Below are 24,034 nucleotides of genomic sequence, written 5' to 3'. Positions count from 1 at the left end.
GTCAACCGTACGTGGACCGGCGCCCGTACGGATCCCCCTACGAGGTGGTGGCCACGGCGGCCGCGAGCTTGTCGAGGCCCTTCTCGGCGGCGGGGCCGTCCGGGGCGCCCGCCGTCAGGAAGGCGAAGGCCAGCAGCCGCCCGGAGGGGTCGACGACGGTCCCGGCGAGGGAGTTGACCCCGGTGAGGGTGCCGGTCTTGGCGCGGAGCAGGCCGGCGGCCGGGGAGGTGCCGGCGTTGCGGGCGCGCAGGGTGCCGGTGAAGCCGGCGACGGGCAGTCCGGTGAGGACCGGCCGCAGCTCGGGGTGGCGGGGGTCGGCGGCGGCGGTGAGGAGGCCCGTCAGGAGGCGGGTGGTGACCTTGTCGGCCCGGTTCAGGCCGCTGCCGTCGGCGAAGCGGGAGCCCGTGAGGTCGACGCCGAGGGAGGCGAGCTTCTCGGAGACGGCCTTCTCGGCGCCCTCGAAGCCGGGGTTCTGGCCGGTGGCGAGGGCGGTCTGGCGGGCGAGGGCCTCGGCGATGTCGTTGTCGCTGTTGGTCAGCATCCGCTCGACGAGTCCGGCGAGCGGGGTGGAGAGGGTGGTGGCCATCGGCTGGGCCCCGGTGGGGGGCTTGCCGCGGGCGGGGTCGCCGTTCACCGTGATGCCGCGGTCGCGCAGCAGGGCGGCGAAGGCGCGGGCGGTGTCCTTGGCGGGGTCCTCGGAGCGGGTGACGGGGCCGGAGGTGGAGTCGTCGGGGCGGCCCTCGTCGGCCATCAGGGGGGTGATGGGCGCGATGTTGTCGTTGCGGCCGATCGGGTGGCCGGCGGGGCCGGTGTACAGCGAGTCGTCGTAGGCGAGGGTGACGGCGGAGGTGCCGGCGGCCTTGAGGGCCTGGGCGGTGTCGGCGGCGAGGGCGACGAGGCTGCCGCCGGATCCGGCGGGGCTCTTCTTCTTGGCGGTGAGGGAGGGGTCCCCGCCGCCGACCAGGACGATCTGGCCGGGGCCCGCCCCGGGCGTCACGGTGGTCCGGATCCGGTGTTCGGGGCCGAGGGCGGCCAGCGCCGCGCTCGCGGTGGCGATCTTGACCGTGGAGGCGGGGGTCATGGCCTCGCCGGAGCCGGACTCGAAGAGCACCCGTCCGGTGGCCGTGTCGACGACGCTGGCGCCGCGGACGGTCCCGAGGGCGGGGTCGGCGAGCAGCGGCGCGAGCACCCCGGCGAGGGGGTCGGGCGCCGCGCCCACGGCGTTCGCGGGGCGCGGTGCGACGCCCGCGAGCACCCCGGGGGCGCTCGGCGCGGCCTTGGGCAGGCCCCCGGCCACGTGATCTGTGCCACCCATGTGGATCCAGGAGGCGGCCCTGTCCCGCTCGGCCTTACGCTGGCCGGAGTCCCAGGGACCGGCGGTGGCCACCGCCGCCGCCGCGAGGGCGAGGCCGGCCACGGCCGACCCCGCGATGAGCTGCCACGTCTTGATCAATGGCACCTCGGACCAGCCCCTTTCGCGATCACACATATGCGTGAGGGACACTTAACCACTGCGTCTTGCCGCGAGCATGGCACCCCACCCGGCAGGGCTGGGTCGGACGCGCGCGCATTTGATTCAAATGCCGTCTCGAAGCAATCAAGCTTCGGCACAGGGCCGGAGCTGATCATGGAGGAGCAGGACGTGGAGTTCGACGTCACCATCGAGATCCCCAAGGGTTCGCGGAACAAGTACGAGGTGGACCACGAGACCGGCCGGATCCGTCTGGACCGTCGCCTCTTCACCTCGACCAGCTACCCGGCCGACTACGGCTTCGTCGAGAACACCCTCGGCGAGGACGGCGACCCGCTGGACGCGCTGGTCATCCTTGACGAGCCGACCTTCCCGGGCTGCCTGATCAAGTGCCGCGCGATCGGCATGTTCAACATGACGGACGAGGCGGGCGGCGACGCCAAGCTGCTGTGCGTGCCGGCCTCCGACCCGCGTGTCGAGCACCTGCGCGACATCCACCACGTCTCCGAGTTCGACCGCCTGGAGATCCAGCACTTCTTCGAGGTCTACAAGGACCTGGAGCCCGGCAAGTCCGTCGAGGGCGCCAACTGGGTCGGCCGCGCCGAGGCCGAGGCCGAGATCGAGGCCTCGTTCAAGCGCCTGGAGGCGCAGGGCGGCCACCACTGAGCTCCGCTCGGTGACCCGGGCCGGGGGGTTTCCCCCTGACCCCGCAGACGCTCGCGGCGGGCGGTACCCCACTCCGGGGTGCCGCCCGCCGCGGCGTTTGTCCGCCCGGCCGCCGCGCACCGGCTGGTTTCGCGACGGATGAAACGATTCCGCATACTGATACCGCCGTGTGATCAAGGGTGGGAGGATGCGTGGCGGAGGCCGAAGGGCCCGGTCCCGAGGACCGGAAGCCGAAGTCCGACGAGGCGCGCAGCGCCTTCACCCCGCCCCCCGGGATGGAGCCGGAGGTCCCGGCCGAGGACCAGCCGACCTCCGAGTTCGCCGTCCCCGACGGCATGGCCGCGCCGCCCCCCGAGGCGGAGGAGGGCTCCGCCTTCGCCGCCCCGGCCACCTACAGCGCCCAGCACTCCCCGCCCGCCTACACCCCCGGCGCGGGCTTCCCGGTCTCCCGGATGACGGAGTCCCCCTGGCAGGACCGGATGCGCACGATGCTGCGCATGCCGGTGGACGTACGACCGGTGCCCGAGCCGGTGCAGAAGCAGCCCGAGTCGGGCCCCGCCGTGGGCCGCGTGCTCGACCTCACCCTGCGCATCGGCGAGCTGCTGCTCGCGGGCGGCGAGGGCGCCGAGGACGTGGAGGCCGCGATGCTCGCCGTGGCCCGGTCCTACGGGCTGGACCGCTGTGAGCCCACCGTCACCTTCACCATGCTGTCGATCACCTACCACCCCTCCCTGGTGGCCAACCCGGTCTCGGCGAACCGCACCGTCCGCCGGCGCGGCACGGACTACACCCGGCTGGCCGCCGTCTTCCGGCTGGTGGACGACATCAGCGCGCACGAGGTGGACATCTCCCTGGAGGAGGCCTACCGCCGCCTCGCCGAGATCCGCCGCAACCGCCACCCGTACCCCACCTGGACGCTCACGGCCGCCGCCGGACTGCTGGCGGGGGCCGCGTCCGTCCTGGTCGGCGGTGGGGTCACCGTGTTCTTCTGCGCGGCCCTCGGCGCCGTCCTCGGCGACCGGATGGCCTGGTACTGCGCCGGACGCGGGCTGCCGGAGTTCTACCAGTTCGTGGTGGCGGCGATGCCGCCCGCGGCCATCGGCGTGGCCCTGAAGATCGCCGAGATCGACGTCCGCGCCTCCGCCGTGATCACCGGCGGCCTCTTCGCGCTGCTGCCCGGACGGGCCCTGGTCGCGGGCGTGCAGGACGGCCTGACCGGCTTCTACATCACGGCCTCGGCCCGGCTGCTGGAGGTCATGTACCTCTTCATCGGGATCATCGTCGGCGTGCTCGTGGTGCTCTACGTGGGCCTCCAGTTCGGCGCCCAGCCGAACCCGGACGAGATCCTGCAGATCCCCAGCCGGCCGGTGCTCCAGATCCTGGCCTCGATGGTCCTGGTGTTCACCTTCGCGATCCTGCTCCAGCAGGAGCGCTCGACCGTGTGGATCGTGACCCTCAACGGCGGCGTCGCCTGGGTCACCTTCGGCGCGCTGCGGGCCGCCGAGCTGCCGCCCGTACCGTCCACGGCCATCGCGGCCGGGCTGGTGGGCCTGTTCGGGCAGCTCTTCTCCCGCTACCGCTTCGCCTCCGCGCTGCCCTACGTCACGGCGGCCATCGGACCGCTGCTGCCGGGCTCGGCGACGTACTACGGGCTGCTGTCGATCGCCGAGAACCGGCTGGACGTGGGGCTGGCCTCGCTCGTCAACGCCGCGGCCATCGCCCTCGCCATCGCGATCGGGGTGAACCTGGGGTCGGAGACCTCCCGGCTCTTCATGCGGATCCCGGGCGCGCAGAGCGCGGCCAAACGCCGGGCGGCCAAGCGCACCCGCGGCTACTGAGCCCCGCGGGGGTACGCGAACGCCCCGGGGACTCCTGGTCTCCGGGGCGTACGAGGGGCCATGGCGGGCCGTCTAGCGCTTGGCGTGGCGCCCGCGCTGTCCGGGGGCCTGCGGGTCCTCCGGGGCGCCGTACGGGGCCGCGGGGGCCTGCGCGGCGGCCTTCGCCTTCTCCTTGCGGGACTTCAGCACCTCGAAGATCACCGGGATGACGGAGATCAGGACAATGCCGATGAAGATCGGCTCGACGTTGTTCTTGATGACCTCGAACTGGCCGAGCTGGTAGCCGAGGCAGGTGACGCCCGCACCCCAGGCGATGCCGCCGATGATGTTGAAGGTCAGGAAGGTCCGGTACTTCATCGCGCCGGCGCCCGCGACCATCGGCGCGAAGGTGCGGATGATCGGCACGAACCGGGCCAGCACGATCGCCTTGGGGCCGTGCTTCTCCATGAACTCGTGCGCGGCGTCCAGGTTCTCGCGCTTGAACACCTTGCTGTTCGGCCGGTTGAAGAGCTTCGGGCCGAAGAACTTGCCGATCAGGTAGCCCACCTGGTCGCCGATGATCGCGGCGGCCACGATCAGCGTGCAGACCAGCCACAGCGGCTGGGTGATGTCACCGCTCGCCACGAACAGGCCCGCCGTGAAGAGCAGGGAGTCGCCGGGCAGGAACGCGAAGAGGCCGGATTCCGCGAAGACGATGACCAGGATGCCGATCAGGCCGAAATGCCCGATCAGATACTCCGGGGACAGCCACTCAGGGCCGAGCGCAAGCGTGTACACGAGTTCCGGGCTCTCCTGGATCAGGGGGGGTGTCGGCGGTGGGGGGCGACAAGAAGCTGGTCTCAATTATCAACGCACACGACCCCCGCCGGGTTCCAGGCCCGGAGGGGGTCGTGTGAGCGAGATCGCGGCCACCGCACGGCGACCGGGCGGTTACACCCCGCGCACGGCGTTGGCCGTGATCGCGTCCCTCAGGTGCTCCGCGAGGCCCGGCCGCATCGCGTCGTAGAAGGCCTTGAAGCGCTCGTCCGATACGTACATGTCGCCGAGGCAGGTGTGCATCTCGTACGGGCAGTCGTAGAACCACCGCGTGATGTGCTGCCGGTGCTCCTCGGCCATGTCCATCGCGGCCACGCCCTCGGCCGGCTCCCCGGACTCCATCAGCGCGGCGTACCGGGCGCTCCAGTCGGCGACCTCGTCCTGCATCCGCTGCCAGTCGGCCTTGGTGTACGAGGCGGCCCGGCGCTGGGACTCGGCGTAGGAGTCGGTGTGGCCCCAGCGCTGCTCCGCCTCCTCCCGGTACTGCTCGGGATCCTTGTTCCCGAAGACCTCGAACCGCTCCTCGGGCGTGAGGTTGATGCCCATCTTCTTCGCCTCCATGGCGTGCTCAACGGCCTTGGCCATCTGCTGGAGCCGGGCGATCCGTTCGGACAGGAGGGCGTGCTGCCGGCGCAGGTGCTCCCTCGGGTCCGATTCCGGATCGTCCAGCAGGACCGCGACCTCTTCGAGCGGGAAGCCGAGCTCCCGGTAGAACAGGATCCGCTGCAGCCGGTCGAGGTCGGCGTCGTCGTACCGCCGGTGCCCCGCCCCGCTGCGCCCGCTCGGGCAGAGCAGGCCGATCTCGTCGTAGTGGTGCAGGGTGCGCACCGTCACCCCGGCGAAACCGGCGACCTGGCCCACGGAGTAGCCCATCTCTTCCGCTCCTCTGGTTGGGTACGCCCTTCACTGTGCTTCCTCACGCCGCGTGAGGTGCAAGTCCGCCGCGGGCGGGACCGGCTAGCCCATGGCCTTCGTGCCGTCCAGGGACTCCCGGATGATGTCCGCGTGGCCCGCGTGCCGGGCGAACTCGCGCACCAGGTGCAGCAGCATCCAGCGGATCGAGACCTCGGCGTCGGGGAACCAGGGCGCCGGCGGGAGCGCGAAGGAGTCGTCCAGGCTGGGCACGGACGTGACGAAGGCGTCCGTCTCCTCCTTGACCCCGTCCCAGAAGGCGAGCGCCGAGGCGGTGGTCTCGTCCTCGGTCAGCCGGAAGCCCTCGTGCCAGGCCTCGGGGGCCCGGTGGTGCTCGTTCGGCTTGCCCTGGGCCATCCGGAGCCAGTTGAGCTCCACCTCGGCCGCGTGCTTGACCAGCCCGGACAGCGACAGCTCGCTCACGGTGGGACGGCTCGCGGCCTGCTCCTCCGTCAGCCCGCGGGCCGCCTGCCGCAGCGCCTCGCGCTGGTTCTCGACGAAGAGGAGGAGCGTGCCGCGCTCGTCGCCGGGGATCTCTTCGGTGGGGTGAGCCATGACCGACCGCCTTTTCCGTGTGGGGTGCTTCCCGCGCCGCCTGTCATCCTGCTGACGGCTTTCCTGCTGACGGGAACCACGCTACGGAGCAATGAGGTCAGGGCGTGTCCTCTATGGCCCCCTAGAACGGAAAGTTCGTCCGGCCGTGCTGGACCGAGATCCACTTCTGGGTGGTGAAGGCCTCGACGGTGGCCTCGCCGCCCAGGCGGCCCAGGCCCGAGGCCTTCTCGCCGCCGAAGGCGGTCAGCGGCTCGTCACCGATGGTGGAGTCGTTGACGTGGATCATTCCGGTCTCGATGCGCTGCGCGAAGCGGACGCCGCGCTCGACGTCCCGCGTGTGCACGGCCCCGCTCAGCCCGTACGGCGTGGCGTTGGTCAGCCGCACGGCCTCGTCCTCGCCGTCGAAGACCACCAGCAGGGCCACGGGGCCGAAGATCTCCTGGCCCAGCAGGGGGGAGTCCTCGGGGAGCCCGGCCAGGACGGTCGGTTCGACGAGGTTGCCGCGCGTAGACCCGCGTACGAGCGCCCGGGCGCCCGACTCGACCGCCCGGTCCACGAGCGCGGTCAGGGCGTCGGCCTGGAAGGAGTTGATCAGCGGGCCGATGTGGGTGTCGGCCTCGCGGGGGTCGCCGGTCTTCAGGGCGCGGACCCGGGCGGTGAACTTCTGCGTGAACTCCTCGGCCACGGAGGCGTCGACGAGGATCCGGTTGGCGGCCATGCAGACCTGGCCCTGGAAGACGAAGCGGCTGAAGACGGCCGCGTCCACCGCGTAGTCGACGTCGGCGTCGTCGAGGACGACGAGGGCGCTGTTGCCGCTCAGTTCCAGGACGGTCCGCTTGAAGTGGCGGGCGGCGACGGCGCCGACGTGCCGGCCGGTGCGGTCGGACCCGGCGAAGGAGATGACCTTCGGGACGGGGTGGGTGAGGATCGCGTCGCCTATCTCGGCGATGTCGGTGACCAGGACGTTGAGGAGTCCGGCGGGCAGCCCCGCGTCCTCGAAGATCTTGGCGATGATCCCGCCGCCCGCGACCGGGGCGTTCTGGTTCGGCTTGATCAGGACGGCGTTGCCCAGCGCCAGCGCCGGGGCGACCGACTTCAGGGTGACCAGGAAGGGGAAGTTGAAGGGGCTGATCACGGCGACGACCCCGACGGGGAGGCGCTGGACCCGGTTCTCCTTGCCCGCGACCGGCGAGGGCAGGATGCGGCCCTCGGGGCGGACGGCCAGCTGGATCGCCTCGCGCAGGAACTCCATCGCGAGGTGGACCTCGTACTCGGCCTTGGGACGGGTCCCGCCGAGCTCGTCGATCATCGCCTCGACGATCTCCTTGTGGCGCTCCTCGGTGATGCGCAGGGCGCGTTCGAGGACGGTACGTCTCGCGTAGGGGCTGGTGGCCGCCCAGTCGCGCTGGGCGCGCTCGGCCGCGCGGTAGGCCCGGTCCACCTGCTCGACGGTGGCCACCGTGATGGCCGCGAGCTTCTCCCCGTTGTACGGGTTGACGTCGATGATGTCCCACGAACCGGTGCCGGCCAGCCATTCGCCGTCGATGTACTGGTGAGCCAGGTCGGTGAATATCGACATGCCATCCCTTACTGCGAGCGCGCACCCGTGCGCTGCACCGGAGACCGATCGGTCAGTCATGCACTGATCAGACGTCATAGTACGTGCGGATCAAGACAGTTGGAGCAGTCCGCGCAGAAGATCACGAGTCTTGTCGGGGTCCGGGCAATCGGCCTGAAGTCGCTCCATCGCCCGTGAGTACTGCTTCACTTCCTCTTCTTTGTCCAGGTAGAGGGCGCTGGTGAGCTGTTCCAGATAGACGATGTCCTGCAGGTCGGACTCGGGGAAGCGCAGCAGCGTGAACGCGCCGCTCTCGCCCGCGTGCCCGCCGAAGGAGAAGGGCATCACCTGGAGCTGCACGTTGGGCCGCTGGCTGATCTCGATCAGGTGTTCCAGCTGCCCGCGCATCACGTCGCGGTCGCCGTAGGGGCGGCGCAGTGCGGCCTCGTCGAGGACGGCGTGGAAGACCGGGGCGTTCTCGGAGACCAGGACCTTCTGGCGCTCCAGGCGCAGCGCCACGCGGCGGTCGATCTCGGCCGAGCCCGCGCCGGGCATGCCGCGCTGGACGACGGCGTGCGCGTACGCCTCCGTCTGGAGCAGGCCGTGGATGAACTGCACCTCGTAGATGCGGATGAGCGAGGCCGCGCCCTCCAGTCCGATGTACGTCTGGAACCACCCGGGCAGCACGTCGCCGTAACTGTGCCACCAGCCCGCCGCGTTGGCCTCGCGGACCAGGCCGAGCAGGGACTCGCGCTCCGCGCCGTCCGTGACCCCGTAGAGCGTCAGGAGGTCTTCGACGTCCCTGGCCTTGAAGCTCACCCTTCCCAACTCCAAGCGGCTGATCTTCGATTCGGATGCGCGGATCGAGTAGCCGGCCGCCTCACGGGTGATGCCGCGGGATTCTCGGAGTCGCCTGAGCTGTGAGCCCAGGAGGATGCGGCGCACCACGGAACCGCTGGCTTCTGCGGTCACTAGTCCTGCCCTCCCCATCGCAATGTCTGCGCGTGTGCGTCGTGGGCCCCCGTACCCCGGTGCGAGAGTCTGCCACCAAAACGCATCGGACCGTACTCGTTCTGTAACGGAATCCGGCGTCCCGGAAAAGAAGTCCGTAAGTATGCGTAGGAAGAAATGAGCAAGAACCGTCACGGGAGTGGACAGGTCCGGCGCGTGCACGTGCATCTGCCCTTGCATCCGGCTTCGCCATTCGGAACGATGGTGCCGCGCACCTGCGTGCTCTTCGCGCCGGCGCCGGACCCACCCCGCAGTTCTCTTCGGACAAAGCCGCCGCGCCGTCCGCGAATCCCGGGAGTGCCTCGCATGGGGACGAATGGATCGACCGTGCTAGAGCCGTTACGGCAGGGGCTGCCCCCGGTCGACCCCACGGCTGTCTCCGGGTCCGCGACCTGCGCCCTGCCCGCCCGGTTCGAGGCGGTGCGCGGCGCCCGCTCGTTCACCCGGTCCACCCTGTCCCAGTGGGGCCTGGACGACCGCTTCGACGACGTCTCGCTGGTCGTGTCCGAACTCGTCACCAACGCGCTGCGGCACGCCCTGCCGGACGACGCGCGCGGCTGCTGCGGGGAGCCCGAGGGCTCCGTACGACTGCACCTGATGCGGTGGAGCACCCGGCTGGTGTGCGCGGTGCGCGACCCCAGCGAGGAGCGGCCGGGCGGCGCGTTCGCACCGGAGCGGACGGACGAGAACTGCGACCTGGAGTCGGGGCGCGGGCTGTTCCTCGTGGACGCCTACAGCGACAACTGGGGCTGGCACCCGCTCGCGGGCAGGCTGACCGGCAAGGTCGTCTGGGCGCTCTTCATGCTCCAGGACTGACCCTCCCGACGGGTTCGCGCCAACGGGGGACACAACGTCACGAACAGGACAACTGGCCGGGGTTGATCGTTTCGATCAGTCCCGGCCAGTGCACGTGCATGGCTCGATTGGGTGCGCTGTTCCGTCAGCCGATCAGATGATCGAACTCCCCGTCCTTGACGCCCAGCAGCAGCGCCTCGATCTCGGCCGGCGTGTACACGAGCGCCGGTCCGTCGGGAAAGCGCGAATTGCGCATGGCGACGTCGCCGCCGGGCAGTTTGGCGAACTCCACGCAGGATCCCTGCGAGTTGCTGTGTCTGCTCTTCTGCCAGGTCAGCTCATACAAGGAAGCGAGTTCTGCAGCTGCCATCCCGTTGTACGCGTGGTCCACAGGAAGCCCCCGATAGTGCAGATGTCAACTCCACCGGATCATAGCTGTGTTCACCAGCGCATGCATGGGCAGATGCACGTGCACGCGCGGTGCCGCACCCGTCACTGTTGATCACCTTTTACGGGCGGAGCGCCTCGGCGACCTCGTCCAGCGCCTCCAGGAGCTGTACCCCGGCTCCGCGCAGAACGGCTGTTTCCGGGGCATTCCCGTCGGGCAGCAGCCCGCGGACCCCGTCCCACTGCGGAACCCGCCGCTCCCGGACCGCCTCCGCCCCCGCCTCGGTCGCCTCGCGCAGGGCCCGCGCCAGCTCCGCCGCCCCCGGCACCGGGGCGTGGGTGCGGTCCGGCAGGTGTGCCTCCCACAGCATCGCGTGGCGGCCCAGCGCCGCCAGGGCCTCCCCCGCCCCGTCGGCGGCCGCACGGGACAGCCCCCGGTGCCGCACCGGCTCCCCCGCCGCCCGCGCGAGCGCCTCCTGCCAGGCGATCCGGGCGTCCCGGGCCGCCAGCAGCGCCTCCCGCACGTCGGCCCGGCGGGCCCCGGCCGGGTCGGCGTACTGCCCGAGCACGGCGGCCGCGTACCGCCCGACGGCCGCCAGCCAGTCGGCGAGGCGCCCCCGCAGCCGCGGGGTCTCCCAGGCGGGGTAGACGGCGTACGCCACCATCGCCAGGACCCCGCCGATCAGGGTGAGGGCGATCCGGTCGGGGACCGTCTGGTCCCAGCGGACGCCGCCCATGCCGAGCAGGAAGACCACGTAGGCCGAGACGAAGACCTGCGCGACGGCGTACCCGGTGCGCATCAGGGCGTACATCAGGCCCGCGCTGAGCACCGCGAGCGCGCCCGACAGGTACATCCCGGGCTGCGCCAGCTGCACGATCGCGGTCGCCGCGCCGACCCCGACCAGGGTGCCGCCGAACCGGGCCACGGCCCGGGACCAGGTCTGGGTGAAGTCGGGCCGCATCACCATCACCGAGGTCATCGGCGCCCAGTAGGCGTGCCCGAACGGCAGCGCGTGCCCGATCAGGTACCCCGCGCAGGCGACCGCCGTGACCCGTACGGCGTGCCGCAGGATCGGCGACCCCGGCCGCAGTTCGGCCCGTACGGCCCGCACCACCAGCGGCGCCAGCCGGGCCAGTGAGGGCCGCAGCCTCGACTCGGCCGGGTCGGCGATCCGCCCGGACCCCGGCCCGGTCCCGGGCGCGGCCGTCTCCAGTACGTCGTCCAGCAGCGCGGCCAGCCGCCGCGCGGCCCGCAGCGGCGCGCCCCCGAGCAGGTCGGGCAGGTCGGGGGCCTTGAGCACGGACAGGGCCGGCGCGGGCAGCCGTACGGGTTCCCCGTGGCGGATGGCGTGCGCGGCGGCGTCCAGCACCGTCCCGGCGGCGGCGAGCAGTTCCCGCACCCGCTCCCGGGCCTGACCCTGCGCGGGAGCCCCGACGGCCGGGTCGGCGAGCGAGGCCAGCACGGGCCGGATCCGCTCGGCCAGGCCCCGCGCCCCGTGCAGCTCGGCCGGCCGCCGCCGGGCCTGCCGGGCGGTGACGGCGGCGGCGTCCCGGGCCTTCATCAGCGGCACGGGGTCGAAGGAGGCGGCCGGGTCCTGCCGCAGCCGGCGGGCGTAGTCGGCCTCGGCGGCGAGCGCGTCGGCCAGGGCGTCGCGCCGGTCGCCCCAGCGGCGGACCGGGAACAGCACGATCAGCAGCGCCTGGACCACCCCGCCGGCGGCGATCACCGCGGCGTGCCCGGCGGCCTGCGCGACGGAGGTCGGCAGGGTGACCGTGACCAGCATGATCGCGACGTTGCCGGAGGCGATGATCCCGGCGGTGGGCCCGGCCGCCCAGAGCAGCCCCGCCGCGAACGTCCAGACGGCGAGCAGCAGCAGGAAGAGCCCGGTGGTGGAGGAGCCCACCAGGTAGCCGACGAAGGTGGAGACGGCCAGGGTCAACCCCGAGGCGAGGGCGAGCACCGGGCGCGGGCGCCAGCTCTGCTGGAAGCTCGCGATGGCGGCCATGAAGGCGCCGAAGGCGGAACTGGCGGCCGCCCCGGGCCCGAGGAAGGCCAGCCCGAAGCCGATGACGATCGCGAGCCCGGCGGCGGCCCGGACCGCGACGAGGGGCTCCAGCCGGGCCCGTTCCACCGTCATGCCCGAGCGGGCGGTGTGCTTCAGCGCCCGGAGCCAGCTCATGGCGTCGAGCGTAGCCGTTTTCAGGGGTTCTTCAGGGTTTCTTCAGGTTTGTGCGCAACCCTTGCCCCGCTGTTCCATGGGACGGATCATCAACCGGCCGCAGTCACGGTCCGGCCGCCGTCCGAAAGGTGGGTACGCACATGCTCCGCAATGGCCTTGAGCCCTGGCACCTGATCATCGTCCTGGTGGTGTGCCTGCTGCTGTTCGGCTCCAAGAAGCTGCCCGACATGGCCCGTTCCCTGGGGAAGTCGGCGCGCATCCTGAAGTCGGAGGCCCGGGCCATGCGCGGCGAGGACGGCACCCGGCCGGAGACCCGCCCGGAGACCCCGGCCGCCTAGACCGGCCCGACCGCCCGACGGCCCGACGGCCCGACCGCCCGACCGCCCGACCGCCCGCCGGCCCGACGGCCCGGGCCGCTTACGGCAGCGGGGGCCGCCGCCGCCCCGCGCCCACGTGCGCGGCGTCGGCGGCCGCCGTGCCGTCCTCCCAGCCCGCGTGGTCGGTGGCGCCGCGCAGCCGGGTCGTCGTGGTCCGGGGGAACATCTCCTCCGCCCGCGAGGTGACGGCCACGTCCCGGGCCACCAGGGCGGGCAGGTTGTCCGCCGCCTCGGTGGCCGTGTGCTCGGCGGTCTCCGCCAGCCGGCGGCCGAGCCGGCTGGCGTAGGCGAGCAGGAAGGACTGCCGGAAGGTCTTGGTCCGCTTGCGCCCGCCGGCCCGCTGCGCCGCTTCGGCCCGGGTCATCGCCGCCGTGCCCTGCACGAGCAGCGAGGTGTGCAGCAGCTCCACCGCCTCCAGGTCGCTCTCGAAGCCGACCACCGTGGAGAACTCGAAGCCGCTGTTCCACACCGCCCGGCAGCGGTTGGCGGTGGCCACCGCGTCCAGCAGCACCGCCTTGGCCTCCTCGTACGGGGGCTCCACCCCGATCCGGCAGGCCGCCGGGACCTGCGCCGGGCCGCCGCCGCGCGCGGCCAGCAGCGCCTCGTCCACCGTGTGGCGGGCCATCAGCTCCTGCGCCTTCGCGCTGAGCGCCTCGGCCTCCTCCGGGTAGGTCGTCGCCTCGGCCTTCGCCAGCAGCGCCCGGATCCGGCCCAGCATCCGCGGCTCGATGTGCGCGTGCGCCTGCTCCGTGAGGTCGCCGGGGAGCGGGCCGACCGGCTCGATCGACGGCAGCCGGATCAGCAGCCGCATCACCTCCAGGACGGCGGTGGCCAGGGTGAACCGGTCGGCCTTGACCCGGCGCGCGAGCTGTTCGGCGTACGCCCCGTCCTCGTCCCACCAGACCTCGGCGTCGGTCCACCGCTCCGGGAGGCGTGCGTAGCGGCGCGCCTCGGCGGCGACCAGGTCGGCGGTGATCTCCAGGTGGAGCCCGTCCAGGTCGCGGCGGACCAGCCGCAGCACGTCGGCGGGCTGCCAGCCCCGCTCCCAGGCCTGCCGGACGTACGCCTCCCCGCGCGCGAGCAGCTCCCGCCCGACCCCGCCCCACCGCGCGGGGTCGGCGGCGAGCACGGAGGCGCCCGTGTCCAGCCCGGCGTCGTCCTGGGCGTAGAGGGCGGCGGCGAAGGCGCGGTCAACGGTTTCGGCGAACTCGGTCACCCCTTCAGCTTGACATGCCCCCCACGCCCTCCCGGTCGGTCCCGGTCCGCTCCCGGCCCGCTCCCGGTGTGCCCGGCCCCGCCGCGCGGGCCCCGCCGGGAAGGCCCTTGTCGGACCCGGGTGGGACACTCGCACCCGTGAGCGACGCACCCGGCCCCTGGGCCCTCGCCGAGGACGGCGACGGCTGGTGGCACGCCGCGCCCGTGCCGCCCGCCACCGGCCCCCGCCTGCGCGTCCGCGACCCCGCCGAGGCCGTCCGGGCCGCCCCGGCCGCCACCCGCTGGATCTGGCGGTCCACCGCGGCCGTCTACCCCCGCCTGCTCGCCGCCGGCGTCCGGGTCGAGCGCTGCCACGACGTCGAGGACGCCGAGCTGCTGCTCCTCGGCCACGAGGGCCGCTTCGGCGAACCCCGCTCCGCGGCCGCCGCCTGGGCGCGCCTCAACGACGCGCCCGTCCCCGCGGACCCCCCGCAGCGCGCCGCCGAGCCCGGCACCCAGGACTCCCTCTTCGACCCGCGGCCCGCCGTCCCGGTCTCCCTCGACGCCCTGATCGCCGTCCACGCCGACCAGACGCGCCGCCTCGCCGCGACCGCCCACCCCGACCGGATGCGGCTGCTCACCGCCTCCGAGTCGGCCGCGTTCCTGATCGCCGCCGAAATGCACCGGGCCGGGCTGCCCTGGCGGGCCGACGTCCACCGCGCCCTGCTGACCGAGCTGCTGGGCGAGCGCTACGCGGGCCGCGGCGAGCCCCGCCGCCTCGCCGCGCTCGCCGACGAGGTCTCCGCCGCGTTCGGCCGCCGCGTGCGCCCCGATCTGCCGGCCGACGTCATCAAGGCGTTCGCGGAGGCCGGGATCAAGCTGCGCTCCACCCGGCGCTGGGAGATCCAGGAGCTCGGCCATCCGGCCGTGGAACCACTGATCGCCTACAAGAAGCTGTACCGGATCTACACCGCCCACGGCTGGTCCTGGCTGGCCGACTGGGTCCACGACGGCCGTTTCCGCCCCGAGTTCCTCCCCGGCGGCACCCTCACCGGCCGCTGGGTCACCAACGGCGGCGGGGCCCTGCAGATCCCGAAGGTGATCCGGCGGGCGGTCGTCGCCGATCCCGGCTGGCGGCTGGTCGTCGCCGACGCCGACCAGATGGAGCCGCGCGTCCTCGCCGCGATCTCCCGCGACCCGGCCTTCATGGAGGTGGCGGGCCGCGCCGAGGACCTCTACGCGGCCGTCTCCCGCCAGGGCTTCTCCGGCGACCGGGAGCAGGCCAAGATCGCCGTGCTCGGCGCGGTCTACGGGCAGACGTCCGGCGACGGCCTGAAGAACCTGGCCGCGCTGCGCCGCCGCTTCCCGCAGGCGGTGGCCTGCGTGGACGAGGCCGCACGGGCGGGCGAGGAGGGCCGGCTGGTGCGGACCTGGCTGGGCCGGACCTGCCCGCCGCCGGTGACCGCCGCCGAGGACGACGGGGGCGAGGCGGGCCTGCCGCAGGACTCCGGGGAGCGCCCGGACGGCACCGGCCGCCAAGGCCGCGGGATGCGCCCGGACGCCTGGACGCCGAGCTACGCCTCCGCCGACACCCGCGCCCGCGGCCGCTTCACCCGCAACTTCGTCGTCCAGGGCAGCGCCGCCGACTGGGCCCTGCTGATGCTCGCCGCGCTGCGCCAGTCCCTCGCCTCGGCGGGGATGCGCGCGGAGCTGGTGTTCTTCCAGCACGACGAGGTGATCGTGCACTGCCCCGCCGAGGAGGCGCCCGCCGTCGCCGGGGCGATCCGGGCCGCCGCCGACCGGGCGGGCCGCCTCACCTTCGGCGACACCCCGGTCCGCTTCCCCTTCAGCACCGCGGTCGTGGAGTGCTACGCCGACGCCAAATGAACCGCGCCGGCCGCCGGGTTCCGGCCGCGCCTCAGGACCGGCCGAAGTCGTGGAAGTACACGTGGAACTCCTCGCGCACGAAGCCCTCCGACTCGTACAGCCCCTGCGCGACCCGGTTGTCGTAGGCGGTCTCCAGCTGCACCCCCGTCACCCCTTCCTCCCGCGCCCGGCGCAGCACCTCGCGCAGCAGTGCGCGGCCCGCGCCGGTGCGGCGGCCGGACGGGGCGACGTAGAGGTCGTTCAGGATCCACGCCGTGCCCAGGGTGAGGGAGGAGAAGGCCCGGTAGACCTGCGCGAAGCCGACCGTGCCGGCTCCGGGGACGTCCGCGAGCAGCACCAGCGACTCGCCCTTCCCGATCCGCCGCGCGAGGAACTCCCGGGCGCCCTGCGGGTCCCGGGCGGCGGGCACCCCGTAGAAGTCGAGGTAGCCGAGGAACAGCCCGGTGGCCGTCTCGACGTCCGCCGCGCCCGCCTCGCGGACCTCCACCGTCAGGTCGTCACCCATGTACGTCTCCTTCGTCCGTCGTCGCGCCCGCCCCATTGTGCGCGGGGCGGGCGGCGGGCGCGGGCGGATCCGGGAGGCCCGTCAGTGGCCCGTGACGGGCTGCGGGGGCAGCCTGAAGAGGTGCTGGGGGGTGACGACCCGGGTGATGGCCTCGCCGAACAGGGCGCTGGGCTCGGCGCCGTCGGAGGCGGTGTCCGTGTTGAGCAGGACGACCAGGGTGGCCTTGGACTGCGGCAGGTAGACGGTCAGCGACTGGTAGCCGGGCAGGGACCCGTTGTGGCCGATCCAGCCCTCGACGTTGAAGATGCCCAGGCCGTAGCCGGTGTCCGGGAGGTCCCCGGCCGGGCTCACCTTCAGCCGCTCCGCCTGGGTGGCGGGGGTCAGCAGGGTGCCGGTGGCCAGGGTCTTCGCCCAGCTCCGCAGGTCGGGGAGGTCGGAGATCATCGCTCCGGCCGCCCAGCCCCAGGAGGGGTTCCAGTCGGTGGCGTCCTCGGTCTTCCCGTTCGCGGTCTGGTCCGTGTAGCCGTGGGCGTGCGGACTGGGGAACTCCGCACCGGTGGGGAAGAGCGTGTGCGTCAGCCGGGCGGGCTTGACCACCTGCTGGTCGATGTAGTCGGCGAGCTTCTTCCCGCTCACCTTCTCCACCACCAGCCCCAGCAGGATCAGGTTGGTGTTGGAGTACTCGAACTTGGCATCCGGTGCGAAGTTCACGGGGTGCCGGAAGGAGTACGCGAGGAGCTCGCGCGGCGTGAAGTTCCGCCGGGGGTTGCTCGTCAGGGCCTTGAAGAACCCTTCGTCCTCGGAGTAGTTGAACAGTCCGCTGCGCATGCCGGCCAGCTCGCGCAGGGTGATCCGGTCGCCGTTCGGGACGCCCGCGACGTACCTGCCGACGGGGTCGTCCAGGCCCACCTCGCCCTGGTCGACCAGTCTCAGCAGGGCCGTCACCGTGAAGGTCTTCGTCTCGCTGCCGATCCGCATGTTCAGGCCGGGGGTCATGGGCGCTCCGGTCGCCTTGTCGGCGACGCCGAAGGCCCGTACGTACTCGCCCTTGCCGGGGGCGGAGAGGGCCACGACGACCCCGGGGACCTTCGCCTCCCGCAGCACCTTCAGCACGGCCGCGTCCAGCCGCGCCGCCACCGCGGGGGTGAGCTTCGGGAACTCGTCGGCCGCGGGGGCCGGCGAGGGCGTGGCCGCCGGGGTCGCCGCAGGGGCCGCCGCCACCGCCGGGGGCGCGTGCGGGTACCGGGCGTGGCCCGCTCCGACGCCGACCGGCACCACCACCAGACCCGCCGCGGCGGCCGCGACCGCCGCGCTGCGCCACCGTGTCGTCATGCCCGGCCTCCTGCCCGTGCGCCGCCGTCCCCTTCCCACGCTAGCCCCGCCTTCGCAACCCCTGCGACCGCAGGGGTGACGGGGGTGGCCGAGCGGCCGGGGAAGGGACGGGCGGCCCGCGGGCCGGGATCAGTCGATCACGATCTCCGTCTCGAACCGGCCGCCCAGGGCCCTCAGGCGCCGCTCGCACTCCTGCCGGGTCGGCGCCGAGAGCACCGCCGCGGCCAGGAAGTCCGAGGAGAGGGCGGCCTCGGCGAGGACTTCCCCCGGCTCGGCGAAGACCCCGTAGAACCGCACCCAGGGCTCCTCCGGGATCACCGGGATGGCGCGGACCGTGCCGGGCCGCTTCATCATCAGGACCTGCCCCGCCATCCGGACCGGCCGCAGCCGCCCGCCCTCCGGCCCGGCCGGGAGCTTCGCCAGGGCCGGCAGGGGCAGTCCCGTCTGCGCCCGCGCCGCCAGTTCCACGGGGTGCACCTCGAACACCGCCTCCAGGACGTCCCGGATGCGCGCCCCCGCCGGCCGGGCGGCGACCTCGCAGACCACGAGGCGGTCGTCGGGCGTGTGGAAGACCTCCGCGTGGAAGGCGTGGTCCGCCGGCCCGCCCAGCGCCGCCAGGGCCTGCTCGGCCAGCGCCAGCAGGCGCGGGGTCAGCGGGTCCGAGGGGTCCAGGGTGAGGTCCACCCGGGCACCGGGATCGGCCTGGAAGGAGGCGAGGTCGTACTGGTACTGCGAAGGCCAGGCCATGACGGTGCGTCCGTCCACGACCACCCCGTCCACGTGGCACATCCGGCCCGGTACGTACGCCTCCACCATCAGGTCCGCACGGGGACCGGCCGCGGGCGGGTAGGCCCCGGCCAGGTGTTCCTCCAGTTCCCCGGCGGTCCGTACGATCCGCAGCCCGACGGAGCCGAAGCCGTCGCGGGTCTTGAAGACCAGCGGCAGGCCGTGCTCCGCCGCGAAGGCCCGCGCCCCGTCCGCCGTGGCGGGCAGCGCGTACGGGGCGACCTCGATGCCGGCCGCCCGCAGCCGCTCCTTCATCAGGACCTTGTCCCGGAAGGGCAGCACCCCGTCGGGCAGCTGGCCGGGCAGGCCGAACTTCTCCCGCAGCCGGGCCGCCCGCAGCAGGTCCGCCTCGTGGAACGCGATGACGTGGGTGACCTCGTACGCGTGGGCCAGGTCCCGGGCGAGCTCGTCGAGCCGCTCCTCGTCGTCGAAGCTGTCGAGGACCTCCAGGCGGCGGTAGCCCCCGGGGCCGTCCGGGACCCGCTCGCCGCCCCCTTCGATCCGGTCGCGGGCCGCGATCAGCACCACGCCGCCGTCGAGTCCGTCCAGCCACCGGTCGTACGGGAACGGCTCCAGCGGGAAGCGGTGCAGGACGAGCGCGGTCACGCCGCCGCCCCGACCAGGGCGGCCTGCTCATCGGCGGCCCCGGCGGCCGGGTCGACGTCGATCCGGATCTGCCGGGTGAGGCGCTCGCACAGGGCGATCGCCGCGTCGGTGTCGGCGGCCGTCACCGCGGCGAAGCCGAGCCGGTCCCAGTTGTCGCGCAGCGGGCGCACCGGGTCGCCGGGGCTCACGGAGACCTCCACGGCCAGCACGTCGGCGCGGGCCGCGACCTCCTCCACGCCCGACACGGCGGTGACCGTTCCGGGGTCGCGGAGCACGAAGCGGGTGCAGGCCCCGGCACGGGCCTTCGGCGGCCCGGCCAGCGGCTCGACGAGGCCCAGGGGCCAGGCCATCCCGTACGCCATGAGGTCGATCCCGTAGGCCGCCCGGACCAGTTCGTTGATGTGGCCGCCGCCCACCCGGTTGTGGGACTCGATGACGACCGGACCCCGGGAGCCGAGGCGCAGCTCGGTGTGGCTCGGCCCGTCGGTCACGCCCATCGTGTCGAGGAAGTCCGCGACGGCGGCCGTGATCCGGGCGTGCTCCCCCGGGGCGAGCCGGGCGGGCAGGGCGTGGCCCAGCTCCGCGAAGTGGGTGTCGTCGACGAGCTTCTCCGTCACGGCGACCACCACGTGGCGGCCGGCGAAGCTGAAGGCCTCCACGCTGAACTCGGGTCCGTCGAGGTAGGACTCCATCAGGAACTCGGTCACCGTGTACAGGGTCGAGCCGCGGTCGGTGCGCCGGCCGCGCAGCTCCTCGATGCGCTCCCACGCCGCGTCGAGTTCCCCGGTGGCGTTCACCCTGATCAGGCCGAAGCTGGCGGTGGCGTCGGTGGGCTTGACGATGAACGGGAAGCCGGCCCGGTCGGCGAAGGCGTCCAGGGACTTGCGGTCGGTGACCCGGTCCCAGTGGATCGACAGCCGCCCGTGGTCGGTCAGGTGCTGCCGCATCAGGTACTTGTTGCGCATGCGGCGGCTGACCTCGGGCCGGGTGCCGGGGAAGCCGAAGTGGTCGTTGAGCCGGGCCGCCATGTCCAGGCCGCCCTCGGTGAGCGAGACGACGGTGTCGAAGCCCCAGACCTCGCGGGCGGCCTCGGCGAGCGGCCGTACGGTCGCCCAGTCGGTGTAGTCGATCATCAGGAGGACGTCGGCCAGCGCGGTCTGGTAGGCGTTGGTCTTGTCGGGGTGCTGGAGCAGCACCACGCGGACGCCCAGGTCCTTGGCCCGCTCCAGGTGCTGGTCGGTACCGCCGACGAGCAGCACGGTCCGGTCGGCGGGGGCGGGGGTCGGCGCGGTCATCACAGTGCTTCCTTCGGGATGGGGGTGGTCCGGGCGCGCAGGGCCGCGTGGGCCGCGGCGATCCGGTCGGCGGCCTCGGCGGGGCTCGGGGCGTCGACGACGGCGTAGCCGTGGCGGGTGCCGGAATCGGTGGTGAGCGGAAGGACGTCACCGGGTCCGTACGGGAAGTGCACGGCGTGCACGTGGTCCAGGGCCTTGAGCGCGTCCACTCCCTCGACGGACTCCAGCCGTCCCGCGGGCAGCCGGAAGAAGCCGACGGAGGCGTAGCGGTGGGCGGCGGGCGCCCGCACGTCCTCCCCCGCCAGCCCGCGGAAGATCGCGGCCTCCAGGTCGAAGCCGGTGGCCACCTCCACGAGCAGCGGGATCCGGTCGCCGCCGAGCCGGGCCTGGGACTCAACCACGCGCGGCCCGGCCGGGGTGAGGATCACCTCGGTGTGGGCCGGCCCGAAGGCGAAGCCCGAGAGGTCGAGCAGTGCGGTGACGGTGGAGCGGATCGCCTGCGCGTCGGCCGGGTCGAGCGGGGCCGGATGGACGTGCCCGGTCTCGACGAATCCGGGCGGCCCGCTGGTCTGCTTGGCGGTGATCCCGACGACCTGGTGCGCGCCGCCGACGCTCAGGGTCTCCACGCTGAACTCGGGGCCCCGCAGGAACTCCTCGACGATGAAGGGGCCTTCGATACCGGCGGCCTTGACCCGCTCGGCCCACTCGGCCAGGTCGGCGGCGGTGCGGACCAGCGCGACCCCGCGGCTGCCCGCCGAGTTGGTGGGCTTGACCACGGCCGGGAGCCCGAACTCCGCGAGCACCGGCTCGACTTCCGCGAGGCCGGCGGCCTCCCGGACGCGCACCACGGAGACGCCGGCCGCGTTGAGGAGGGCGCGCATGGCGTGCTTGTCGTTGAGCAGCCGTACCGAGGCGGCGGTGTTCGGGGACAGGCCCAGCGCCTCGGCCTCGGCGACCACCGGGGCCATGCTCCGCTCGCTGCCCAGGTGCAGTACGTGGTCGACCCGGTGTTCCCGGGCCGCGCGGGCCACCAGGGCGCGCAGCGCGGCCTCGTCCTCGAAGTCGGTGAGGAGCAGTTCCTCCGAGTGCGCCGCGACCTGGTCGAGGTAGGCGGCGGGGCGCAGCTTCGGGTCCCAGACCGACCAGACCCGGAAGCCCGCCTCGACGGCCTTGCGGACGAGCTGCTCGTACGGCATCACCATCAGGAGCCGGCCGGCGGTGCGGGGGTGGGTCATGACGTGGCTCCGTTCCGGGCGGGCTCGGCGGCCCGCGGGTTCTGGTCCGCGGCGGCGGGGTCCTGCTCGGCGGCGGCCCGGCGGGCCTCGCGCAGCGGCAGCAGGGAGCGGTAGACGAGGATGGCGCCGAGACCGGCGGCCGCGTAGAGCAGGCTCATGCCGACCGGGGACAGGAACGCCCCCACGGTCACGCACAGCGAGCCGACGAGCAGGCCGAGGCGCGGCACCAGGCCGTAGGCGGCCAGGTACTTGGTGCGGGCGACCGGGTCGACGAGGTCGGCCAGGATGGCCTGCTTGACCGGCACGTTCATGATCTCCCCGAGGGTGAACACGACCGCGCCCGCGATCAGGATCCAGCCGCTGTTGCTGACGGCGAGGACCATGTACCCGGCGGTGAAGACAGCGATGCCCGCGTAGAGCCGGACCCGGTCAGGGAGCCGGCGGAACATGCTGCCCGTGAACAGGGCGAACACGACGACCAGCGCGGTGTTGACCGCCCTCAGGATGCCGAGCATCGCGACCCCGTCCACCGCCGGGAACCAGCGCTCCAGCCCGGCCAGCGCCTGCTCGGGGAACTCGTCCGCGAGCCGGACGGCGATGTAGTAGCCGATCTGGACCTCGACGGCCCGGGTGAGGATCGCGGCGCCCACCAGCCGCAGGAACACCCGGTCCCGGGAGACGGCGAGGTAGCCGCGGAGCATGGCCGCGACACCGGCGGCCTGCTCCTTGGCGGACTCCGGGGCGCTCTCGGCGATCCACCACCGCACGACCAGGGCGGTCACCGCGGACAGCAGGGCCGCGGCGGTCAGCAGCAGGGTGAAGTGCTCACCGTAGAAGAAGCCGCCGATCAGGGCGCCGGCGGTGAACGCCAGGTTGATCGACCAGTAGTTGATCGTGTAGACGAGCGTGCGGGTCTCGGGGGTGGAGACGTCGATCATCATCGCGTCGGCGGCCGGGGTGGCCGCGCTCGCGAGACAGGTGTTGAGCAGGAAGAGGACGAAGGTCACCGGCCCGGACTGCCACCAGGGCGAGTTGGCCAGGGCGAGCAGCCCGAAGGTGAGGGCCGCGCCGACCTCTCCGGCGACCATCAGCGGCTTGCGGCCGTGGACGTCGGCCAGGTGGCCGCCGAGGAAGTTGCTGGCGATGCCCGCGGCGGCGACCACCATGGTCAGCACCCCGGCCGCGGCCGCCCCGTAGAGCGCGGCGAGGTGGATGACCATCAGCGGCATCAGCATGATGCCGAGCAGCCGCTGGACGAATCCGACGCCCAGCCTCAGTTTGATGTTCGGATGCAGGTCGCGGACGTTCATGCCGCGGCCCCCTCGCGCCCGCCGGCGGCGGGGCCGCCGCTCCCGGCGGGTAAGGCGCTTCCGGCGGGTGCGGGGGCGGGCGCGGCGTGCTGGGCGGTCACCGGCATGTCTGGGTTCCTTTGCGAAGGGGGAGGGCGCAGGCCGGCCCCGCGGCGGAGGGGGTCAGGACCGCGCGGTCAGCGCGGCGGCCTTCTCGGCGGCGGACTTCGCGTCGGCCGCCTTCCCCGCGACGTGCTGCTGCGCGACGGGCTTGTCCACGGCGTCCCGGGACGCGGCGGCACCGGCCTGCGCCTCGTCCTCCTCCCAGAGGCTGAGGTAGCGCTCGCCGGTGTCGGGCAGCACCGTGACGATGGAGGCGCCGATGTAGTCCGGGTGCGCGGCCAGCCGGGCGCAGGCGTGCGCGACGGCGCCGGAGGAGACCCCCACGAAGACGCCCTGACGGCGGGCGAGCGCACGGGCGGCGGTCATCGCGTCCTCGTCGGACACCGTCACCACGCTGTCGATCAGGGCGACGTCGGTGGTCGGGGCGACGAAGCCGCCGTTGAGGCCGGGGATCCGGTGCTGGCCGCCGGTGCCCTGGGAGAGCACCGGCGAGTTCTCCGGCTCGACCGCGACGATCCGGATGGTCGGGTCCTGCTCCTTCAGGTACTTCGCGATGCCCGTCAGGGTGCCGCCCGTGCCCACGCCGCAGACCAGCACGTCGACGCGGCCGTCCGTGTCGGCCCAGATCTCCGGGCCGGTGGTCTCGTAGTGCGCCCGCACGTTGTCGGCGTTCTCGTGCTGGCAGGGGAACCAGGACCCGGGGATCGACGCGTGCAGTTCCTCGGCCTTGGCGATCGCGCCGGAGTACCCCGCGTCGCGCGGCGTCTGCACGACCTCCGCCCCGAGCGCCTTGAGCAGGGAGACCCGTTCGCGGGTGGCGCTGTCGGGCAGCACGATCACGCAGCGGTAGCCGCGGGCGGCGCAGAGCGCGGCCAGCGAGATGCCCGTGTTGCCCGAGGTCGCCTCGATGACGGTGCCGCTGCCGGGCGTGATCTCGCCCCGCTCCTCGGCGGCCCGCAGCATGAACAGGGCTGCCCGGTCCTTGCTGGTGGACATCGGGTTGGCGGACTCCAGCTTGGCCAGCACCTCGGTGCCCGGGGCGGTGTCCTCGAAGCGCAGGCGGATCAGCGGGGTCGAACCGATCAGGTCCTCGATGCTGTCGGCGATGCGGCGGTTGTCTCGGCTTTCCACGTCTGGGTCCTCACAAGTCGGTTCGTACGGCAGCGGGTTGGGGTGGTCGTACGGTCGGCCGTACGCCGGTGGGGCCGGAACGCGG

Annotated in this window: 21 protein-coding genes; 5 read left to right on the top strand and 16 right to left on the bottom strand. The window is 73.3% G+C overall.

Going from position 1 to position 24,034, the window contains the following annotated elements; genetic code table 11:
- Positions 1-37 precede the first annotated feature (37 nt).
- Positions 38-1,459 carry a D-alanyl-D-alanine carboxypeptidase/D-alanyl-D-alanine endopeptidase gene (gene dacB / locus SLAV_RS20870; protein WP_037686835.1) on the bottom strand — a complete coding sequence of 474 codons (1,422 nt, stop codon included), beginning with the start codon at positions 1,457-1,459 and terminating at the stop codon, positions 38-40.
- 183 nt (positions 1,460-1,642) lie between these two features.
- On the opposite strand from dacB, the gene SLAV_RS20865 reads away from it, so the two are divergent.
- Both SLAV_RS20865 and SLAV_RS20860 read left to right on the top strand, forming a co-directional pair.
- Positions 1,643-2,137 carry an inorganic diphosphatase gene (locus SLAV_RS20865; RefSeq protein WP_007264878.1) on the top strand — a complete coding sequence of 165 codons (495 nt, stop codon included), beginning with the start codon at positions 1,643-1,645 and terminating at the stop codon, positions 2,135-2,137.
- A 191-nt stretch (positions 2,138-2,328) separates the two neighbouring features.
- Complete coding sequence (locus tag SLAV_RS20860; protein WP_030228426.1) at positions 2,329-3,975, top strand: threonine/serine exporter family protein; 1,647 nt, start codon at positions 2,329-2,331, stop codon at positions 3,973-3,975.
- 72 nt (positions 3,976-4,047) lie between these two features.
- On the opposite strand, the gene SLAV_RS20855 is transcribed toward SLAV_RS20860, so the two are convergent.
- The 5 genes from SLAV_RS20855 to SLAV_RS20835 all read right to left on the bottom strand — a co-directional run bounded on the left by SLAV_RS20855 (position 4,048) and on the right by SLAV_RS20835 (position 8,806).
- Complete coding sequence (locus SLAV_RS20855) at positions 4,048-4,752, bottom strand: DedA family protein (RefSeq protein ID WP_037686837.1); 705 nt, start codon at positions 4,750-4,752, stop codon at positions 4,048-4,050.
- A 153-nt stretch (positions 4,753-4,905) separates the two neighbouring features.
- Entirely contained in the window at positions 4,906-5,664 is a 759-nt protein-coding gene (locus SLAV_RS20850) for a MerR family transcriptional regulator (RefSeq protein WP_030228436.1), read from the bottom strand.
- An 84-nt stretch (positions 5,665-5,748) separates the two neighbouring features.
- Complete coding sequence (locus SLAV_RS20845) at positions 5,749-6,258, bottom strand: DinB family protein (RefSeq protein ID WP_030228437.1); 510 nt, start codon at positions 6,256-6,258, stop codon at positions 5,749-5,751.
- Between the two features lie 121 nt (positions 6,259-6,379).
- Positions 6,380-7,837: an aldehyde dehydrogenase family protein gene (locus SLAV_RS20840; protein ID WP_030228440.1), complete on the bottom strand. Its 1,458-nt coding sequence runs from the start codon at positions 7,835-7,837 to the stop codon at positions 6,380-6,382.
- Between the two features lie 90 nt (positions 7,838-7,927).
- Positions 7,928-8,806 carry a Sco1979 family transcriptional regulator gene (locus tag SLAV_RS20835; RefSeq protein WP_051840620.1) on the bottom strand — a complete coding sequence of 293 codons (879 nt, stop codon included), beginning with the start codon at positions 8,804-8,806 and terminating at the stop codon, positions 7,928-7,930.
- Between the two features lie 327 nt (positions 8,807-9,133).
- Between SLAV_RS20835 and SLAV_RS20830 the strand changes: the two genes are divergently transcribed.
- Positions 9,134-9,643 (top strand): ATP-binding protein, encoded by a 510-nt coding sequence (locus tag SLAV_RS20830; protein ID WP_078950232.1) that lies wholly within the window; start codon positions 9,134-9,136, stop codon positions 9,641-9,643.
- A gap of 124 nt (positions 9,644-9,767) precedes the next feature.
- On the opposite strand, the gene SLAV_RS20825 is transcribed toward SLAV_RS20830, so the two are convergent.
- Entirely contained in the window at positions 9,768-10,013 is a 246-nt protein-coding gene (locus SLAV_RS20825; RefSeq protein WP_030228447.1) for a DUF397 domain-containing protein, read from the bottom strand.
- 118 nt (positions 10,014-10,131) lie between these two features.
- Complete coding sequence (locus SLAV_RS20820) at positions 10,132-12,189, bottom strand: FUSC family protein (RefSeq protein WP_030228450.1); 2,058 nt, start codon at positions 12,187-12,189, stop codon at positions 10,132-10,134.
- 140 nt (positions 12,190-12,329) lie between these two features.
- Here SLAV_RS20820 and tatA point away from each other — a divergent pair, with 140 nt between their 5' ends.
- The gene (gene tatA / locus SLAV_RS20815; RefSeq protein ID WP_030228452.1) at positions 12,330-12,527 is read left to right on the top strand and encodes a Sec-independent protein translocase subunit TatA; all 198 of its coding nucleotides are present in this window, start codon (positions 12,330-12,332) and stop codon (positions 12,525-12,527) included.
- A 79-nt stretch (positions 12,528-12,606) separates the two neighbouring features.
- On the opposite strand, the gene SLAV_RS20810 is transcribed toward tatA, so the two are convergent.
- Positions 12,607-13,782, bottom strand: coding sequence for a DUF2786 domain-containing protein (locus SLAV_RS20810; RefSeq protein WP_030228455.1), 1,176 nt, complete (start codon positions 13,780-13,782; stop codon positions 12,607-12,609).
- A gap of 137 nt (positions 13,783-13,919) precedes the next feature.
- Here SLAV_RS20810 and SLAV_RS20805 point away from each other — a divergent pair, with 137 nt between their 5' ends.
- The gene (locus SLAV_RS20805) at positions 13,920-15,647 is read left to right on the top strand and encodes a bifunctional 3'-5' exonuclease/DNA polymerase (protein WP_030228458.1); all 1,728 of its coding nucleotides are present in this window, start codon (positions 13,920-13,922) and stop codon (positions 15,645-15,647) included.
- 31 nt (positions 15,648-15,678) lie between these two features.
- Here SLAV_RS20805 and SLAV_RS20800 read toward each other — a convergent pair whose 3' ends face one another.
- The 7 genes from SLAV_RS20800 to cysK form a co-directional block, all read right to left on the bottom strand.
- Complete coding sequence (locus SLAV_RS20800; protein WP_030228461.1) at positions 15,679-16,152, bottom strand: GNAT family N-acetyltransferase; 474 nt, start codon at positions 16,150-16,152, stop codon at positions 15,679-15,681.
- Positions 16,153-16,233: 81 nt separating this feature from the next.
- Positions 16,234-17,484 (bottom strand): serine hydrolase domain-containing protein, encoded by a 1,251-nt coding sequence (locus SLAV_RS20795; protein ID WP_030228463.1) that lies wholly within the window; start codon positions 17,482-17,484, stop codon positions 16,234-16,236.
- A 129-nt stretch (positions 17,485-17,613) separates the two neighbouring features.
- Positions 17,614-18,876 (bottom strand): ATP-binding protein, encoded by a 1,263-nt coding sequence (locus SLAV_RS20790; protein WP_030228466.1) that lies wholly within the window; start codon positions 18,874-18,876, stop codon positions 17,614-17,616.
- A complete protein-coding gene (locus tag SLAV_RS20785) occupies positions 18,873-20,171 on the bottom strand; it encodes an ATP-grasp domain-containing protein (protein ID WP_030228469.1) in 1,299 nt (432 codons plus the stop codon). The genes SLAV_RS20790 and SLAV_RS20785 overlap by 4 nt, the downstream gene beginning before the upstream one ends.
- The gene (locus tag SLAV_RS20780) at positions 20,171-21,406 is read right to left on the bottom strand and encodes an ATP-grasp domain-containing protein (RefSeq protein WP_030228471.1); all 1,236 of its coding nucleotides are present in this window, start codon (positions 21,404-21,406) and stop codon (positions 20,171-20,173) included. The genes SLAV_RS20785 and SLAV_RS20780 overlap by 1 nt, the downstream gene beginning before the upstream one ends.
- Positions 21,403-22,716: an MFS transporter gene (locus tag SLAV_RS20775; RefSeq protein ID WP_051840622.1), complete on the bottom strand. Its 1,314-nt coding sequence runs from the start codon at positions 22,714-22,716 to the stop codon at positions 21,403-21,405. The genes SLAV_RS20780 and SLAV_RS20775 overlap by 4 nt, the downstream gene beginning before the upstream one ends.
- Positions 22,717-22,878: 162 nt before the next feature.
- A complete protein-coding gene (gene cysK, locus SLAV_RS20770) occupies positions 22,879-23,949 on the bottom strand; it encodes a cysteine synthase A (protein WP_078950234.1) in 1,071 nt (356 codons plus the stop codon).
- Positions 23,950-24,034 lie beyond the last annotated feature (85 nt).

Origin of the sequence: Streptomyces lavendulae subsp. lavendulae, assembly GCF_002803845.1 — a bacterium.
In the GTDB taxonomy this organism is placed as follows: Bacteria; Actinomycetota; Actinomycetes; order Streptomycetales; family Streptomycetaceae; genus Streptomyces; species Streptomyces lavendulae.
The sequence above is the reverse complement of the archived record's forward strand: the minus strand, read 5'-3'. Positions and strand labels throughout refer to the sequence as shown.